The organism is Allomesorhizobium aridi, assembly GCF_043769475.1.
In the GTDB taxonomy this organism is placed as follows: domain Bacteria; phylum Pseudomonadota; class Alphaproteobacteria; order Rhizobiales; family Rhizobiaceae; genus Allomesorhizobium.
Window position 1 is genome coordinate 5,897,583 of sequence record NZ_CP171729.1, and the last position, 17,125, is coordinate 5,914,707.

14 protein-coding genes, 1 pseudogene and 1 riboswitch are annotated in these 17,125 nt (G+C 62.8%); of the genes and pseudogenes, 13 read left to right on the forward strand and 2 right to left on the reverse strand.

The features are described from left to right. Positions 1-16 precede the first annotated feature (16 nt). From hypF to ACG873_RS31200, 13 genes and pseudogenes are all read left to right on the forward strand, one after another. The gene (gene hypF / locus ACG873_RS31140; protein WP_394889781.1) at positions 17-2,293 is read left to right on the forward strand and encodes a carbamoyltransferase HypF; all 2,277 of its coding nucleotides are present in this window, start codon (positions 17-19) and stop codon (positions 2,291-2,293) included. Beyond that, positions 2,284-2,514, forward strand: a complete 231-nt coding sequence (locus ACG873_RS31145) for a HypC/HybG/HupF family hydrogenase formation chaperone (RefSeq protein WP_394889782.1) — start codon at positions 2,284-2,286, stop codon at positions 2,512-2,514. Before hypF ends, ACG873_RS31145 begins: the two co-directional genes overlap by 10 nt. Next, positions 2,511-3,668 (forward strand): hydrogenase formation protein HypD, encoded by a 1,158-nt coding sequence (hypD, locus tag ACG873_RS31150; protein WP_394889783.1) that lies wholly within the window; start codon positions 2,511-2,513, stop codon positions 3,666-3,668. Before ACG873_RS31145 ends, hypD begins: the two co-directional genes overlap by 4 nt. Next, on the forward strand, positions 3,665-4,717 hold the full coding sequence (gene hypE, locus ACG873_RS31155; RefSeq protein WP_394889785.1) for a hydrogenase expression/formation protein HypE: 1,053 nt from the start codon (positions 3,665-3,667) through the stop codon (positions 4,715-4,717). Before hypD ends, hypE begins: the two co-directional genes overlap by 4 nt. Positions 4,718-4,726: 9 nt before the next feature. Beyond that, entirely contained in the window at positions 4,727-6,412 is a 1,686-nt protein-coding gene (locus ACG873_RS31160) for an enoyl-CoA hydratase-related protein (RefSeq protein ID WP_394889787.1), read from the forward strand. 155 nt (positions 6,413-6,567) lie between these two features. Beyond that, positions 6,568-6,984, forward strand: a pseudogene (locus tag ACG873_RS31165) (ATP-binding cassette domain-containing protein); the annotation flags it as partial. Positions 6,985-7,224: 240 nt separating this feature from the next. Further along, a riboswitch (cobalamin riboswitch) is annotated at positions 7,225-7,417 on the forward strand. Between the two features lie 152 nt (positions 7,418-7,569). Continuing rightward, positions 7,570-8,586 (forward strand): ABC transporter substrate-binding protein, encoded by a 1,017-nt coding sequence (locus ACG873_RS31170; RefSeq protein ID WP_394889788.1) that lies wholly within the window; start codon positions 7,570-7,572, stop codon positions 8,584-8,586. Next, a complete protein-coding gene (locus ACG873_RS31175; RefSeq protein ID WP_394889790.1) occupies positions 8,583-9,635 on the forward strand; it encodes a FecCD family ABC transporter permease in 1,053 nt (350 codons plus the stop codon). The genes ACG873_RS31170 and ACG873_RS31175 overlap by 4 nt, the downstream gene beginning before the upstream one ends. Continuing rightward, positions 9,632-10,396 carry an ABC transporter ATP-binding protein gene (locus tag ACG873_RS31180; protein WP_394889791.1) on the forward strand — a complete coding sequence of 255 codons (765 nt, stop codon included), beginning with the start codon at positions 9,632-9,634 and terminating at the stop codon, positions 10,394-10,396. Before ACG873_RS31175 ends, ACG873_RS31180 begins: the two co-directional genes overlap by 4 nt. A 10-nt stretch (positions 10,397-10,406) precedes the next feature. Further along, a complete protein-coding gene (locus tag ACG873_RS31185) occupies positions 10,407-10,841 on the forward strand; it encodes a pseudoazurin (protein WP_394889792.1) in 435 nt (144 codons plus the stop codon). Beyond that, a complete protein-coding gene (locus ACG873_RS31190; RefSeq protein WP_394889793.1) occupies positions 10,838-11,635 on the forward strand; it encodes a class I SAM-dependent methyltransferase in 798 nt (265 codons plus the stop codon). Before ACG873_RS31185 ends, ACG873_RS31190 begins: the two co-directional genes overlap by 4 nt. 20 nt (positions 11,636-11,655) lie before the next feature. Continuing rightward, the gene (locus ACG873_RS31195) at positions 11,656-11,883 is read left to right on the forward strand and encodes a hypothetical protein (protein WP_394889794.1); all 228 of its coding nucleotides are present in this window, start codon (positions 11,656-11,658) and stop codon (positions 11,881-11,883) included. A 358-nt stretch (positions 11,884-12,241) separates the two neighbouring features. Then, positions 12,242-12,517, forward strand: a complete 276-nt coding sequence (locus ACG873_RS31200; RefSeq protein WP_394889796.1) for a hypothetical protein — start codon at positions 12,242-12,244, stop codon at positions 12,515-12,517. Positions 12,518-12,607: 90 nt separating this feature from the next. Here the strand turns inward: ACG873_RS31200 and ACG873_RS31205 are convergent, their stop codons facing one another. Both ACG873_RS31205 and ACG873_RS31210 read right to left on the reverse strand, forming a co-directional pair. Next, positions 12,608-13,072, reverse strand: a complete 465-nt coding sequence (locus tag ACG873_RS31205) for a hypothetical protein (protein ID WP_394889798.1) — start codon at positions 13,070-13,072, stop codon at positions 12,608-12,610. A 1,685-nt stretch (positions 13,073-14,757) separates the two neighbouring features. Further along, the gene (locus ACG873_RS31210) at positions 14,758-17,070 is read right to left on the reverse strand and encodes a Tex family protein (RefSeq protein ID WP_394889800.1); all 2,313 of its coding nucleotides are present in this window, start codon (positions 17,068-17,070) and stop codon (positions 14,758-14,760) included. Between the last annotated feature and the right edge of the window lie 55 nt (positions 17,071-17,125).

The window sequence follows — 17,125 nt, forward strand, 5'->3', positions numbered from 1 at the left end:
GAAGGTGGGATGAACCATGGCGAGGGCGCTCGCACGACCGATCGAAAACCCGATCCGGCGGCTCAGGCTCCGGGTGCGCGGCGCCGTGCAGGGCGTCGGGTTCCGGCCCTTCGCCTACAGGCTCGCGCGGACTATGCGGCTTTCTGGCTTCGTGCTGAACGACAGTGCCGGCGTGCTGATAGAGATCGAGGGTCCGGATGCGGGCCGCTTTCCCGACGCGATCCGGACCCAGGCGCCGCCGCTCGCCCGCATCGACTCGATCCACGTGCTCGAACTCTCGCCAGCCGGTGGCGAGCGGTTCGAGATACTCGAGAGCCTTGGCGGCAAGAGCGCGACCCGGATCGGCGCGGATGCCGCGACCTGCGCCGAATGCCGGTGTGAGCTGACCGATCCCGCGAGCCGCTTCTTCGGTTATCCCTTCGTCAACTGCACCCATTGCGGCCCGCGCTTCACCATCACTCGCGCGCTGCCCTATGACCGGACGCAGACCTCGATGGCATCGTTTCCGATGTGCCGTGCCTGTGCCTCGGACTATATCGATCCGGAGAACCGGCGCTTCCATGCCGAGCCGGTCGCCTGCCCCGATTGCGGCCCGAGTCTCAGCCATTCGATCGCGGAGATTGCGGCGCGGCTCGAAGGCGGCGCCATCGTCGCGCTCAAGGGCATCGGCGGTTTCCACCTGCTCTGCGACGCCCGCAACGATGCAGCGATCGATCTCCTCCGGCTGCGCAAGGCTCGTGACCAAAAGCCGTTTGCCGTCATGGTCGCCGCCATCGAGGCGGCGCGGCAGTTCGCACGACTGAGCGAAGCCGAAGAAGCCTTGCTGGCCTCGCCCGCGAGCCCGATCGTGTTGGTCGAGGCACATGCCGGTGCGCTCTCCAACCTCATCGCGCCCGGCCTCGCGCGGATTGGGCTGATGCTCGCCTATGCTCCACTGCATCATATGCTGCTCGACGAACTCGCCTGCCATTCGCCGCACCGACCTGCAGCGCTGGTCGCGACCAGCGCCAATCCCGGTGGTGAGCCCCTTGTGGCCGACAACGCCGACGCCGAGCGCCGCCTTGCCGCGATTGCGGATCTGATCGTCACCCATGATCGCGACATCACCGTCCGCGCCGACGACTCCGTCATGCAGGTCATCGATGGCGCCCCCGCGTTCATCCGTCGCGCCCGCGGCTTCGTGCCCGAGCCCGTCGATCTCGGCGAGGATGGACCTGCAGTGATCGCCACCGGCGCCGACCTCAAGAACACTATCTGCGTCACACGTGGGCGCGAGGCCTTTCTCTCGCAGCATATAGGCGGCCTCAACAATGCCGAGGTGATCCGTTTCCAGCGCGAGGCGATCACCCATCTCTGTTCGATCCTGGACGTGAAGCCGGAATTCGCGGCCTCGGACCTGCATCCGGATTTCCGTTCGGTGCGGATGGCAGAGAGCCTGGGCCTGCCGGTCGTGGCAGTCCAGCATCATGTCGCCCATGTCGCGGCCGTGGTGGCGGAGCATCGGCTTTCCGGCCCGGTTCTCGGGCTTGCGCTCGATGGCCACGGTTTCGGCGCCGATGGCACGAGTTGGGGGGGCGAAATGCTCATCGCCGATGGGGGTCATTGGCGCCGAGCGGGCTCGCTTACATCGCTGCCGCTGCCCGGTGGCGACCGCGCGGCGCGTGAGCCTTGGCGCATGGGGGTGGCAGCCCTGCAGGAGGCCGGATGCCTTGATTTCGCGTCGCAGCTCTGGCCAGATCATCCGGGTGTTGCGCAGCTCACGGCGATGTTCGAACGCGGTATGCAGCCGTCCCGGACAACCAGCCTCGGCAGGCTCTTCGATGCCGCCGCGGCGATAGCAGCCATTCGTCTCGTCCAGAGCTACGAAGGGCAGGCGGCGATGGAGCTCGAGGCCCTAGTCCGGGCGCCGCGCTGTCTCTCCGACGGCTATGCAATTCGGGACGGGGTGCTCGATTTCCGGCCGCTCATCCTGCATCTTGCGCGGGAAGGACTGAGCGGCGCTGACGCGGCCGATCTCTTTCACGGTACGCTGATCGCGGGACTTGCGGAATGGGCCGCGAGGGAAGCGGCACCCCTCGGCATCCCGGAGGTCGCGCTCGGCGGCGGATGCTTGATGAATCGGGTCCTTGCGGCCGGACTTGCGCAAGCGCTTCGGGACCGCGGTCTCAGAGCTTATTTGCCACGTCTCGCGCCGGCCAATGACGGCGGCATCGCGCTCGGCCAGGCCGCCCATACGCGGCAGGTCATCATGAACGAGAATGCATCAGCGGAGGAGAGCCGGACATGTGCCTAGCGATACCGGTCCAGGTCAAGGAAGTACTGCACGACAACATGGCGAAGGTCACCCTCGACGGCGTATCGAAGATCGTTTCGACCGCGCTGATCGACGATGTCCGGCCGGGCGACTATCTCGTCCTTCATGTCGGCTATGCGCTCGCGAAGATCGATCCGGAGGAGGCGGAAAGGACGCTCGCCCTCATGCGCGAAGCTGCTGCCATGGGAGATGCGGCATGAAATATATAGACGAATATCGCGACGGCAGGCTCGCCAAGGATATCGCCCGGCAGATCGCCGCTCTCGCCGATCCGGGGCGTTCCTATCACTTCATGGAGTTCTGCGGCGGCCATACGCATGCTATTTCCCGCTATGGTCTCGAGGACCTGCTGCCGGCCAATGTGCGGATGATCCACGGACCGGGCTGTCCCGTCTGCGTGCTGCCGATCGGCCGTATCGATGCGGCGATCGCGCTCGCCATGCGGCCGGAGATCACGCTCTGCACCTATGGCGACCTGATGCGCGTGCCGGGCTCGAACGGATCGAGCCTCTTGAAGGCCAAGGCGGCCGGCGCCGATATCCGCATGGTTTATTCGACGCTCGATGCGCTCAGGATCGCCGAGGCCGAGCTCGAACGCGAAGTGGTGTTCTTTGCCATCGGCTTCGAGACCACGACGCCACCGACCGCGCTCGCGCTCAAGGCGGCGATAGCCAAGGGGCTCGGCAATTTCTCGATCTTCTGCAATCACGTGCTGACGCCGGCGGCGATCCAGAACATCCTGGAAAGCCCTGACGTTCGCAAGCTCGGCACGATCAAGATCGACGGTTTCGTCGGTCCTGCGCACGTCTCGACCGTCATCGGCACCGAACCTTACGAATTCTTCGCCGGGGAATTCCAGAAGCCGGTGGTGGTGGCGGGCTTCGAGCCGCTCGACGTCATCCAGGCGATCCTGATGCTGGTGCGCCAGGTCAATGACGGCAGGCACGAGGTCGAGAACCAGTATATCCGCGCGGTGACCGCGCTCGGCAACGAAAAGGCCCAGGCCGAGGTGGCGAATTTCTTCGAGCTGCGCGAGAGCTTCGAATGGCGTGGTCTCGGCGAAGTGCCCTATGGCGCGCTGCGGCTTCGGCCGCAATATGTGGCCTACGACGCCGAGAAGCGCTTTTCGATGGTGACGCCCGCCGCGAAGGACAACCCGGCCTGCGCATGCGGCGCGATCCTGCGCGGCGTCAAGAGGCCGGCCGATTGCAAGCTGTTCGGCACGGTCTGCACGCCCGATACGCCGATGGGCTCCTGCATGGTGTCGTCGGAGGGCGCCTGCGCCGCGCACTGGACCTATGGCCGCTTCCGCGAGAAGGCGCGGCAGGTGGATGTCGGGAGGGCGGTCGCATGAACATGATGATCAAGGCCTACAGGCGCAAGCTCGATGTCGCGAACGGCCGTGTCGACCTTTCGCACGGGGCCGGCGGGCGCGCCATGGGCCAGTTGATCGAGGGCATTTTCCACAAGGCTTTCGACAATGACTGGCTGAGGGCCGGCAACGACCAGTCGGCCTTTTCGGTGCCTGGCGGGCGGATGGTGATGACCACGGACGGCTACGTCGTTTCGCCGCTTTTCTTCCCCGGCGGCAATATCGGCACCCTCGCCGTGCACGGCACGATCAACGACATCGCCATGGCGGGCGCGGTACCGCTCTATCTGTCGGCAAGCTTCATCATCGAGGAGGGTTTTCCGTTCGCCGATCTCGAGCGCATCGCCCAGAGCATGGGCGCCGCCTCGCGCGAGGCCGGCGTGCCGATCATCACCGGCGACACCAAGGTCGTCGAGCGCGGCAAGGCCGACGGTGTCTTCATCTCGACCGCCGGCGTCGGCATGGTTCCGGACGGGCTCGATCTCCGGTCGGACGCCGCCTGGCCCGGTGATGCCGTGATCATTTCCGGCTCGATCGGAGACCATGGCGTCGCCGTGATGTCGAAACAAGAGAACCTGGAATTCGACACCGACATCGCATCCGACAGCGCGGCCTTGCACGGGCTGGTAGCAGACATGGTCGCGGCTGGCGGGGCGCATATCCGGCTAATGCGCGATCCGACGCGTGGCGGCATCGCCGCGACGCTGAACGAGATCGCCAGCCAGTCGCGGGTCGGCTTCCGCATCGACGAAGACAAGATCCCGCTCAAACCGGAAGTGGCTGCAGCCTGCGAGTTCCTCGGCCTCGATCCGCTCAATGTCGCCAATGAAGGGAAACTGGTAGCAGTCGTGGCGCCGGAGGGCGCTAACGCCGTGCTCGCGACGATGCGCGCGCATCCGCTTGGCAGCGAGGCGGCGCTGGTCGGCCACGTCGTGGCCGACGACAACTGCTTTGTCCAGATGACGACCTCGTTTGGCGGCGGCCGGATTGTCGACTGGCTGTCGGGCGAACAACTGCCCCGGATCTGCTAAGAGAGGGTGATGCGCATCCTGCTTCTCTGCCACAATTTCAACTCGCTCTCCCAGCGCCTGCATGTCGACCTGAGACGGGCTGGTCACGAAGTGACGGTCGAGCTCGACATCCATGACGACTTCACTCGCGAGGCGGTCGTTCTCTTTTCGCCGGACCTCGTGATCGCGCCCTTCCTCAAGCGGCCGATCCCGGCCGATGTCTGGCGCGGAACGCTCTGCCTGATCGTCCATCCGGGCATCCGTGGCGATCGCGGCCCGAGCGCCCTCGACTGGGCGATCCTCGACGGCGAAGTGACCTGGGGCGTCACACTGATCGAGGCTCGGAAGGAGATGGATGCGGGGCCCGTCTGGGCTTGGGCGGAATTTCCGATGCGCCCCGCTCGGAAGTCGAGCCTCTACCGACATGAAGTGACCCAGGCTGCCGTAGCCTGCGTCTTCGAAGCGATCGGCCGCATCGAGCGCAGGGAAGGGGCGGCGCTGCCGGCGAACTGGGGCAGAGGGTGCGAGCGACCCGCCTGCCGGAGGTCCGACCGTATCCTCGACCCGACCCGACACTCGGCCGAGGAAGCGCTACGCATCATCCGGGCGTCGGACGGAGATCCCGGGGCTACGATGACGATCGCCGGACAGACTTTCCTGGTGTTTGACGCCGAGCGTGCGGAAGGAGTTCCGGGGCCTGCCGGCGCGCTCATCGGCCGTTCGCGGCACGCTCTCGCCATGGCCTTCCGTGAGGGGGCGCTGTGGATCGGCCATCTCCGGCGACCGGATTCCCGCTCGCTGAAACTGCCGGCGCTCCGGCTGCTCGGTGCCGAAGCAAGCGATCTGCCCATCATCGAAGGACCCGAACCCTGCCGTTACCGGGAGGAGAACGGCGTCGGACTTCTGGAATTCCGCTTCCACAACGGCGCGATGTCGTCGGAAGATTGCGATACCTTGCGCAAGGCGATCACGAGGGCCAAGGCACGCTCGCTTCCGGTTCTTGTGCTGCGGGGCGACGCGGATCGCTGGTCGAACGGCATCCATCTCGGCATCATCGAGGGCGCCGACAGCGCCGCCGACGAATCCTGGCGCAATATAAACGCGATGAACGACTTGGTGCGCGAGATCATCGAGACCGATGACCGACTGGTTATTTCCGCGGTGCTCGGCAATGCCGGGGCTGGCGGCGTCTTCCTGTCGCTTGCCGCCGACGAAGTCTGGATGCGCGAGGGCGTCATCCTCAATCCGCACTACAAGGACATGGGCAATCTCTACGGCTCGGAATACTGGACCTATCTGCTGCCGGCTCGGGTCGGCGAGGACCGAGCCCGCCGCGTGACCCAGGCAAGGCTGCCGATGGGGGTCGACGAGGCGCTTGAACTGGGGCTCGCCACCCGGCGCCTGCCGGGAAATGTAGAATCCGCCGATTGGGAACTGCTCCGCGCTGCCACCGAATTCGCGGCCTCTCCCGATCTTGCCCGGCGGATTGCTGCCAAACGGGCGCGCCGCGCTGGCGACGAGGCCGAGAAACCGCTTGCCGCCTATCGGGAAGAGGAACTGCGGCGGATGCGGCGCAATTTCTACGGCTTGGACCCGAGCTATCACGTGGCGCGCTACAATTTTATCCACAAGACGCCCAAGTCCCGTACGCCCGTCACGCTCGCTGTCCACCGCGCGAACGCCGACCACTCGGACCGTAGGAGCACCATGCGATGACGAACCCGCTCGCAACCGTTCTTGTGGTGGGCAACGAGGTGTGCTCAATCGAGGCTATCCAGCGGGTTCTATCCGAGAGGCGAAGCGTTCATACCGTCGCTCTATCCTCCAAAAAGCTGACCGCTAGTTAACGTGACATCGCCGTTGGCCGGTGGAACATACGCTACCACAAGACCGATGCCAGCTGGGAAGAGGTGGTCCGCGCGGCACAGGACGTTGGCGCGCATGACTTCATCGAACACTTGCCTGATGGCTACGACACCGAACTCGAGCAGCGCGGCGGCAATCTCTCGCTCGGCCAGCAGCGCCAGCTGATCAGCTTCGCGCGGGCACTGGTCGCCGACGCCAAGATCCTTGTGCTCGACGAAGCCACGGCCAGCATCGATTCCTGCACCGAGATGCTGATCCAGAAGGCGCTGATAAAACTGCTGGAAGGCCGGACCGGGCTCGTCATCGCCCACCGACTGGCCACGATCCGCGGCGCCGACCGCATCATCGTCCTGCAGAATGGCGAGATTGTCGAAAGCGGCAACCACGAACAACTGATGGAAAGAAAGGGCCTCTACGCCCGCCGTCACGGTCGGTGCGGCGTGGTCGGAAACGTACAGACGCCATGCCTCTTTCTCGTCGGCGGAGGCTTCGCTGATTCCCGCGAGCAGCGCGAGCGTCGCTGCGGTGTTCGTCCATAGTGGTTGCATTTGCTGCTGTCCTTGGTTAAGCAGCTCTGATCTGTTACATAATAACATAACAGCCTCGAAGAGGCACAAATATATGGGGCTCGGAAAGGCACCGCTTGATGCGAGCCAGAGGATTGGTTAGGAACGGGTGTCGGTTTCCGTAAGGAAATAACAGGGAATTCGCCGCGGCTTGCCGCGAAACGAAACTGCCCCCGCAACTGTAGGCGGTAAGTTCATCTCGATCATGCCACTGGGATTAGCCCCCGGGAAGGCCGAGAGGGACGATGACCCGTCAGTCAGGAGACCTACCGACACCCGTAACTTAACGCGCCGGGCGGGGTGTCCGGGGAGGTTGTCGATGACGCTAGCCACACGTGAAGTGCAGCCGCATCTCGTCCGTTGCGACGCGATGACGATCATTGCCGTCCTGACCCGAGATCCTTCGATCCCTGCCAGCAACCGATCGGAGATGTTCGCGTCATGACTGTTTCACGCCTTGCGCTTGCCGCTGCTAGCTTCGCCTTCCTCACGGCGGCCGCAGCGGCCGAGCCGACCAAGTATCCGCTGACCCTCGAGAATTGCGGGGAGACGCTGACCTTCCAGAAGGCGCCTGCGTCGACCGTTACGGTCGGCCAGGCGGCGACCGAAGTGCTTTACTCACTCGGCCTAGGCGACAAGGTGACCGGCACCTCGGTCTGGTTCAACGAGGTGCTGCCTGAGTTCAAAGAGGTCAATGACAAGGTCGAACGCCTGGCCGACAACGATCCGAGCTTCGAAAGCGTGGTCGCGAAGAGGCCGGAACTGGTGACCGCTCAGTTCATCTGGCATGTCGGTCCTGACGGAATCGTCGCGACCCGCACCCAGTTCCATGACGTCGACATACCGACCTATGTGCTGCCGGCCGACTGCGTCGCCAAGGACAATACGGTCGGCGTCGATGGCACGCGCAGCGAGCTCTTTTCCACCGCCACTATCCATCAGGGCATCCGCGAACTGGCGCAGATCTTCGACATCCAGGGCAAGGGTGCGGAACTCGTCGCCAGCCTGGCGGAGCGCGAGAATGCCGCCGTCGAACGCGCCAAGGCGCTCGACCTCAAGGACGTCTCGGCGGTCTTCTGGTTCTCCAGCGCCGAGATGGACATCGACCCCTATGTCACGGGCCGCAAGGGCGCACCGGCCTACATGATGGACAAGCTCGGCATCAAGAACATCATCGAGTCCGACGAGGAGTGGCCAGTTGTCGGTTGGGAGACCATCGCCAAGGCCAACCCGAAGCTGATCGTCATCGCCAGGATGGACCGCCGCCGTTTCCCCGCTGACGACTACGAGAAGAAGCTGGAGTTCCTAGAATCCGATCCAGTCGCGAGCCAGATGGACGCGGTCAAGAACAACCGCATCGTCGTCATGGACGCACATGCGATGGATGCGACCATCCGCACGATTGCCGGCATCGAGGTGCTGTCGAAATCGCTCAAGGATTTCGGACTGGCACAGTGAGTCGGACCGCCTCGCAAGAGATCTACCTCTCCCGGCTCGGCCGGGGGACGCTCGGTTTCGCCGCGCTCGTTGTGGCGGTGCTCGCCGGAACCTGCATCGGCGAGACGCCGATCCCTGTCTCGATCGTCCTGCAGACTCTGGCCAACAAGATCTTTGGTTCGGCCTACGTGCTCGACCCGATCGACATTGGAATCATCTGGAACTACCGCCTGCCGCGTGCGATCATTGCGGCCTGTTGCGGATCGGGCCTGGCAATCTCCGGCATGGTGCTGCAGTCGCTGCTGCGAAACGCGCTGGCGGACCCGTATCTTCTCGGCATTTCCGCCGGTGCCTCGACCGGCGCGGTGGCGGTGACGGTCGCCGGCTTTGGCGCCGGCGCGATTTCGATGTCGCTTGGAGCCTTCGTCGGCGCCGTCGCAGCCTTTGCCCTGGTGGCGATACTGGCGCGCGCGGCTGGCGGTGGCGTTACGTCGCGCGGCGCCGGACAGATCGTGCTCGCAGGCATAGCCGGGTCGCAGCTCTTCAACGCGCTGACCTCCTTCATCATCACCAAGTCGGCCAATGCCGAGCAAGCGCGCGGTATCATGTTCTGGCTGCTGGGCAATTTAAGCGGCGCACGGTGGCCCGACGTATGGCTGGCGGTCCCGATAGCCCTGGTCGGGTTAGCCGCGTGCGTCTGGTATGCGCGCGCTCTCGACGCTTTCGCCTTCGGCGCCGAGTCGGCGTCGTCGCTGGGAGTGCCAGTTCGCAGAGTGCAGGTGGTTCTCATCGGCTTCACGGCGCTGGTGACGGCGGTGATGGTGAGCATCGTCGGTTCGATCGGCTTCGTCGGGCTTGTTATCCCGCATGCGGCGCGGTTTCTCGTCGGGGTGCGCCACGGGAGGCTAGGACCGGCGACGGCGCTTATCGGCGCGGTGTTCCTGATCACCGCGGATGTGCTCTCACGCACCATTATTCCCGGACAGGTCCTGCCGATCGGCGTCATTACGGCACTCGTTGGAGCGCCGGCCTTCGCGGTGATCCTGATCCGCGGGCGGGGCGCGCCATGATCCTGGAAGCACACAATCTCAGCTGGTCAGTGCGAGGGAAACCGATCGTCACTGGGGTCGATCTCGTGGTGAACGAGGATGAAACGCTCGGTCTCGTCGGGCCGAACGGCTCCGGCAAGTCGACACTGATGAAACTGCTGGCAGGCATCCGACAACCGACGTCAGGCGACGTTCGCGTCAAGGGTGAGGCGCTTCGCGCGATGCCGCGCCGCGCCGTCGCCCAACTGATCGCCTTTCTCGAACAACAGGCAGAGACCACTGAGGCCATCACCGTGAAAGATGCGGTCGACCTTGGCCGCACGCCGTGGCTGACGCCGCTGCAGCCATGGTCGCCGGAAGACGACCTCATCGTGGCGCAAGCGCTTGCCGACACCGACATGGAAGGGTTCGAGCGCCGTTCCTGGGCAACCCTATCCGGTGGGGAGCGCCAGCGGATCCACCTGGCGAGGGCGCTCGCGCAGCAGCCTCAGATACTGCTTCTCGACGAGCCCACGAACCACCTCGATGTCCAGCACCAGCTCTCGATCCTCGACCTGGTCGCGAAATTGCCAGTCACATCGGTTGTCGCGCTGCACGATCTGAACCAGGCGCTCTCCTGCGATCGCGTCGGCGTGCTGTCCGGCGGCCGGCTCGTCGCACTAGGCCCTCCGCACGAGGTGCTGACTGTCGAGCGGATCGGCGCGGTGTTCGGCGTTCGCGCAAGCATTCTCACCGACCCGGCAGACGGCACGCACATGTTCCGCTTCCATCCAGCTTCCTGAAAGGAAACCCATGCGCTTGCAAATTCTGACCTTGTTCCTGTCGCAGGCAATGTCGTCCGCCTGTGCCGAGACGCACGACATCAAGATGCTCAACCGCAACGAGACGGGCCCGATGGTCTACGAGCCTGATTTCGCCCAGATCGCGCCGGGCGACACCGTAAAGTTCATCGCGGCCGCTAGCGGCCACAATGCCGCAACGATCGACGGCATGGTCCCGGACGGTCACCCCGGCTTCAAAGGTAAGATCAACGAGGAGATCGAGGTCACACTCGGCCAGGAAGGCTTTTATGGCATCAAATGCTCGCCGCATCTCGGCATGGGCATGGTGATGGTTATCCGCGTCGGCGACGCCGCGCTGGAAGCTTCGTTCTTGAACGTCGACGTGCCGCCGCGGGCGCACAAACGCTTCGATGAAATCCTCGCGCGAAACGGTTTCGGCAAATGAACTCTGACGAGCAGGCAGTGACCGGAGCGAACTTCGACCTCAGGGACGAGATCCATGAGTACTGGTCGCGCCGCGCAGAAACTTTCGATCTGGCTTTTGGCCACTATATAGCGCCTGGGCACGAGGCCGAAGCCTGGGCTGCTCCAATCCGCGACCAGCTCGGCTCGTCGCCCCGCAAGGTCCTGGAGCTTGCCTGCGGCACCGGTGAGGTGACTCGCCTGCTGCATGACCTCGGTCATGAGGTCACCGCGCTGGATTTTTCCGATGCCATGCTTGCGAAAGCGCGAGCGAAACATGTCGGAAAACCCCGCCTGCGGTTCCTCCATGCCGATGCCGGCCACACCATGGAGCCTGATGAATCCTATGACGCAATCGTCTGCCGGCATCTGGTCTGGACGCTGACAGAGCCGGCCAGGGCCTTCGCGGATTGGCTGCGCATCCTTCACCCGGGCGGGCGGCTGCTGATCTATGACGGCGATTGGACGAAACCCAAGCCCTCCGTGCTGTGGGCGGCAAGATTGCTCTCGCTCTTGGAGCAGGTTTCGCCGGATCCCTACTACGACGGAGCTATGAGCGAGAAACACGGCGAGATCATGCGGCGGCTTCCTTTCAGCGAAGGGCTCACCTTCGACAGTCTGGCGCCCCAATTGGCAGCGGCGGGCTTTGTCTCCATCCGCGAGCTACCGCACGAGCCTATCGCCCGAGCACAACGCAGAGGCCATGGGTTGCGCAATCGTCTGCGCACCCTTGTCTATCGCCGCTTCATCCTGATCGCCGAAAAGCCCGGCGGCTAAATCCCCATCCAAGGAGTCTCATGAACATTCGGCCCACGCTTGCCGGTCTTGCTCTGTCCATTCTGATGCTCCCGGCTGCAATCGCGCAGCCGACCAACTATCCGCTGACTGTGGAGAATTGCGGACGGATACTCACGTTCGAAGCGGCGCCACAAAAGGTGGTGTCGCTCGGGCAGGCCATACATGAGATCTACGCTCTCAACCTCGGACCGCGCATAACCGGGACTGCCGTTTGTCTGTCCTTGTGAACGGCGACGCAACGCAGATTTCGATGCAGCCACGTAAAGCCGCTTCATAAAGCTGGCGCGAATTGAAGCGTGAGAATTAGACAAGGGCTCGTCGAAGAGGAAGATGCCCGGAGACTGCACCATGGCGCGGCCCATCGCAACGCGTTAGTGCACGAGCATCCTGACGCCAGAAGCCTATAGCGCGCGCGGCCTTTCATTCGGCCGCAATCCGTTTCGGAGTCACGGCATCTGACCGGGCGGCTCCACGAGTTGACGCTTCTTCGTCATGCCCTCCCGAATCTCTTCGTGATTTCGCTGCGTCAAACAGCCGACACGTGCCGGTGATACGTATCGCTCGAGTTTTCACGGAGGTCCGAAGATGTTGTTGCACGTCGACCCTAAAATGCCGGCGACGGTTCTCACACTTTCCCCTGATCACGGCAACAAAACTGTGACGACGCGCGTCCGCGGCACGAGCCTCAAGAATGCCGTCCGGTTCGTCATGGAACGCCTGCCAAACGTGGAAAGATCACAGTCTCTTATTCGGACAGCGACGCATTCACTCTATTTTGCTGAGATCGAAGCGCTCAACAGGCGACCGGAATTTCTCGATGAAGACACCGACCCGACATCGGCGACGATGGGATCGAATTGACCGGTACTCCGGTGAGGGTTCAACTCGGTCGCATTGCTCGGGATCGCATAGTTGTGAACAACCCAAGTTTATGAGGATGTCTCTCGGCACCTAAATTTCTACGATCTGTCCTGCGCTGACATTTAGAACCTCGCTTAGCGGCATAGATTTCGCGACCTCTTCCGGTCGTGCGACATGCAATTCAGCGAGATACCAACCGGTCTCCTCCGCGCCGGTGGCATCGATCCCCAGCCGGCGGAGATTGTCGAGCACATGCTGCCGTTCCTCGGCGGAAGCAAAGCGCCGCTGCCGGAATAGTCCCTCCAGCTTTTCAGTGACGTAGCCGTGCCGGCCCAACATCTCTTTCGGCCCCCCGAAATCGAACATGCGCAGCACGAAATGCGCCAGCCACGGACGACTGTCGAGGCTCGTTTCCAGGAGCCGTTCCAGCGAAGTCTCAGTAACGTAGCCGACGCAGCCGGTCGAAATGAAGAGGTCGGCATTTTCGATCGCCGCCGTGTCTTCCGGCGTTGGATCGCTTTTCTCGAGATCGGTCGCAACGCCTGCGTCGAGCATGCCCGCATCGACCGCATAGGATATCGCGCGATCTGCCGGGTCGACCCCGACAATTTCGAGCGCGGCATCCCCCGGTTCGGCATAGAGATCACGGTCCCGCTGAAGAAGCGCCTCGAGATCGTCGGCCTCCGCTCCGTAGAGTCGGTAGAGTTAATCCACCGAACGTCCATATTTGAGAAGGGCACCGTTGACCCCATAGGAGCAACCAAGATCGATCACCTTGGCCGGTTCGGATTCGGTGGCGCTATGCCGTGCATCGATCAGTCGTTCAAATTTAGGCTTTGCCTCCTGAGGAATCCGATAGTCGAGGCGAGATACAGTTCAAAAGTAAGCTGTCGGCTCGGATTGTTATAAATAATATCTAAGTTTATCTTGCCAGTCATGTCGGGTCTAATATTTTCCAATATATCAACTCCGTTTTTAATATCAAAAAAATCTACATCTCCGCACGAATGTGCGCGAGGGCGTTATTTTCCTGATGAGATAGACTATTTTAACCCATACCCTTCGAGAATTGAACCCCGTACGCGAGAAAAATTCCCCGTCGCCGCATGAAAGTAGTGGCATTGCTGGCAAGCGGCGCAGCTGCAGCATCGGATGATCCCTACCCATAAGCTCAGCAGCGGGCGATTGACGTTCCGGTTTTGGAGCATTTCGAACCGGAAAATTGTGAAATGGCTGAATCCGTGAATTCCCAGCTAGGCCGGCTCAAACTGCTGCACACCGAAACCGGTCACCTGATCAGCAGGGTTCAAGACGAGATGGAACGGCTCGGTTCGGGCCGCTGACCTTTCGGCGGCACGCCTCTACCTTCAGGCAATATTGTCGATCAGACGTCATGCGAGCCGATCTGGTCATCATCGAAACCGCGCCTTATCGCGGCCGCACCCGACACTCCTGGTGCGGCAAGAAGGTCGTGCCGGACAGGATCAGGAGCCGCCCGGTCGGGCAGCGATTCCAGCGGTCAGAAACAACCGCATCGTCCAGATGAAGTCGCCGCTTATCCTGCAGTCAGGCTGGCTACTTTTGCGGACTGTCTCGACGCGATTGCCGCGGCTCTTCGGCCTCTTGGTCCGGCGGCATCGTCTCGACCCGTACGCAATTCCACGATGCCGGCATCCCGACCTATTTGCTCGTCGACTGCACCCATCCATCAAGGCGTGCGTGACCTGGCGCAGATCTTCGACATCCAGGACAAAGGCGAGGAACTCGTCGCAGCCTGACCGTATGCGAGGACAAGGCCATGGCGGAAGCGAAGGCGCTCAACCTCGAGGACGTCTCGGCTGTGTTCTGGTTCTCCAGCGCCAGTGCTAATGATGCTCCTCGATGCCGAGAGCGACGAGTGCACGATTGTAGGCAGACAGTACAGTTAGCTGATCGAGCAAACCGACCTGGATCTCCCGAGCCTCTGGGCTGACGACGGCGATTCGGCTGACGTCGTTCGCCAGAGCTCGTGAATTCGCAAGGCTAGAGCACGACAACTCTCCGTGGATGCCTGACTCCGGTATCGGTAGCGAGCCCCAACAACCGCTTGGGTCTGACGACCGGCCAAAGCGCAGACGGCAGCTTTGGAGAAGCGCCGGGAAGGTCAGTTCCCGGCGCGATCCCATCATACATGAACGGGCGAGATTGACGCGATTACGACGGTGCAGACACCCGGACATGAGCCGTGGCTTTGGCCGCACCTATCTACGCTTGAATGCTTCCGCGAGCGCCGCGCCGAATGCGCCTTGAGGCGGCTCCTTCCCCCGTCCAGACCGTTTCGGAAGTTCGGAAGCGGCCACGCGCGGCGGCGTTCCGTCTGCCCGTTGTTCCGGCCTGCTGGTGCGATCATCGTGTTTGCGCATGGTTAGGCCGATGCGCTTGCGCTTGATGTCGACGTCGACGACTCGCACCCTGACCACATCTCCGGCCTTCACCACCTCATGCGCATCCTTTACGAAACGGTCAGCCAGCTGCGAAAGGTGGACGAGGCCATCCTGATGCACGCCGATATCGACGAATGCACCGAAGGCAGCGACATTGGTGACGGTTCCTTCAAGCAGCATTCCGGGCTTCAGGTCCTTGATATCGTCGACCCCGTCGGCGAAGGTTGCGGTCCTGAATTCCGGCCTCGGATCACGGCCTGGCTTTTCCAGCTCCGCAATGATGTCGCGGACGGTCGGCAGGCCGAAACGCTCGTCGACGAAGGCGCGGGGATCGAGCGCCTTGAGAGCGGCGCTGTCGGTCATCAATGAGCGCAGATCACGGCCGCAGGACGCGACGATTTTCTTGGCGACGCCGTAGGCTTCCGGGTGGACGGCGGAAGCATCAAGTGGCTCGGCGCCGTTGGGAATGCGCAGGAAACCGGCGCATTGCTCGAAGGTGCGCTGGCCAAGCCGGCTCACCTTCATTAAATCCTTGCGGCTCGCGAAAGGCCCTGTCGCGTCTCGATGCGCGATGATCGCCTCGGCCAACGATGGACCTAGGCCCGAGACGCGTGCCAGCAAAGCCGCCGAGGCGGTGTTGAGGTCTACGCCCACCGCGTTCACGGCGTCCTCGACCACTGCCTCCAGCGAACGGCCAAGCCGATACTGGTCGACATCGTGCTGATACTGCCCGACGCCGATTGATTTCGGCTCGATCTTCACCAGTTCGGCCAATGGGTCCTGAAGACGGCGCGCGATCGAGACCGCGCCGCGCAGCGACACGTCGAGATCGGGGAACTCCGCCGCCGCCATTTCGGAAGCGGAATAGACCGACGCGCCGGCCTCGCTGACGATCACCTTCAGCGGCTTCGGTGACGGCATGTCCGACAGCATGTCGGCAACCAAACGCTCGGTTTCACGACTGCCCGTGCCGTTGCCGATCGCAACCAGCTCGACCTTGTATTTGACAATCAGCCTCGCCAGTTCCGCCTGCGTGCCGCGTACGTCGTTGCGTGGCGGGAATGGATAGACGGTGGTTGTGTCGAGGACCCTTCCGGTCTGATCGATGATGGCGACCTTCACGCCGGTGCGGATACCGGGATCGAGCCCCATTGTCGCACGGGAGCCGGCAGGCGCTGCAAGCAGCAGATCCTTCAGGTTGCGCGCGAAAACCCGGATCGCCTCCTCCTCGGACTTCTCGCGAAGCTCGCGCATAAGATCGAGCGAAAGTGAAAGCGTGAGCTTCACCCGCCATGTCCATCCGACCACCTCCATCAGCCACAGATCGGCCGCACCTTGCCGGCCAATGCCATAGGCCTCCGCTATCATCCGCTCGACCGGCTTGAAGGGAGAGGCGTCGTCGGAATCGACGTCTATGTCGAGCGACAGAACATCCTCGTTGCGTGCGCGCAGCATGGCGAGCGCACGGTGGCTCGGGACATTGGCCCAGCGCTCGACATGGCTGAAATAATCCGAATATTTTGCGCCGGCCTCCTGCTTACCATCGACGACTTTCGCGCGCAGGAATGCCTTTTCTTTCATGTAGCTCCGTAGACGACCGACCAACTCTGCATTTTCGGCAAACGTTTCGGAAAGTATATCGCGGGCGCCTTCAAGCGCCGATTTCACGTCTAGCACGTCGTCGCTCAGATAAGATTGCGCCAGTTCAGCGGGAACGGCGGAACGATTGGCCAGAATGGCATCCGCCAGCGGACCGAGACCACGCTCGCGGGCGATTTCGGCGCGTGTGCGCCGCCTGGGCTTGTAGGGCAGGTAGATGTCTTCCAGTTCCGCCTTCGTGGTGATTGCGGCAATCTTGGCCGCGAGGTCTTCGGTCAGCTTGTCCTGGCTGCGTATTGATTCAACGATCGTAGCGCGGCGCGCATCGAGTTCTCGGACGTAAATCAGCCGTTCGGCCAAAAGGCGAAGCTGAGTGTCGTCGAGCCCGCCGGTTGCCTCCTTGCGATAGCGGGCAATGAAAGGCACGGTCGAGCCTTCGTCCAGAAGCCCAATCGCTGCGGCGGCTTGTTCCGGTTTCGCGCCGATTTCGGCGGCGATGATTGCGGCAATGCGTTTGATGTCTGCGGCCATGTTATTCTCACAGTCGGCGATCGGGCGGCGACCATAGGTCCAATTGTTCAAAGAT

What these genes read in the sequence shown, in the direction of transcription:
- ACG873_RS31170 (WP_394889788.1), top strand. Translation starts at nt 7,570, where the DNA reads ATGACTGTTTCACGCCTTGCGCTTGCCGCTGCTAGCTTCGCCTTCCTC.
- ACG873_RS31210 (WP_394889800.1), bottom strand. Translation starts at nt 17,070, where the DNA reads ATGGCCGCAGACATCAAACGCATTGCCGCAATCATCGCCGCCGAAATC.
- ACG873_RS31145 (WP_394889782.1), top strand. Translation starts at nt 2,284, where the DNA reads ATGTGCCTAGCGATACCGGTCCAGGTCAAGGAAGTACTGCACGACAAC.
- ACG873_RS31190 (WP_394889793.1), top strand. Translation starts at nt 10,838, where the DNA reads ATGAACTCTGACGAGCAGGCAGTGACCGGAGCGAACTTCGACCTCAGG.
- ACG873_RS31180 (WP_394889791.1), top strand. Translation starts at nt 9,632, where the DNA reads ATGATCCTGGAAGCACACAATCTCAGCTGGTCAGTGCGAGGGAAACCG.
- ACG873_RS31195 (WP_394889794.1), top strand. Translation starts at nt 11,656, where the DNA reads ATGAACATTCGGCCCACGCTTGCCGGTCTTGCTCTGTCCATTCTGATG.
- ACG873_RS31185 (WP_394889792.1), top strand. Translation starts at nt 10,407, where the DNA reads ATGCGCTTGCAAATTCTGACCTTGTTCCTGTCGCAGGCAATGTCGTCC.
- hypF (WP_394889781.1), top strand. Translation starts at nt 17, where the DNA reads ATGGCGAGGGCGCTCGCACGACCGATCGAAAACCCGATCCGGCGGCTC.
- ACG873_RS31160 (WP_394889787.1), top strand. Translation starts at nt 4,727, where the DNA reads ATGCGCATCCTGCTTCTCTGCCACAATTTCAACTCGCTCTCCCAGCGC.
- ACG873_RS31205 (WP_394889798.1), bottom strand. Translation starts at nt 13,072, where the DNA reads ATGCTCGACGCAGGCGTTGCGACCGATCTCGAGAAAAGCGATCCAACG.
- ACG873_RS31200 (WP_394889796.1), top strand. Translation starts at nt 12,242, where the DNA reads ATGTTGTTGCACGTCGACCCTAAAATGCCGGCGACGGTTCTCACACTT.
- hypE (WP_394889785.1), top strand. Translation starts at nt 3,665, where the DNA reads ATGAACATGATGATCAAGGCCTACAGGCGCAAGCTCGATGTCGCGAAC.
- hypD (WP_394889783.1), top strand. Translation starts at nt 2,511, where the DNA reads ATGAAATATATAGACGAATATCGCGACGGCAGGCTCGCCAAGGATATC.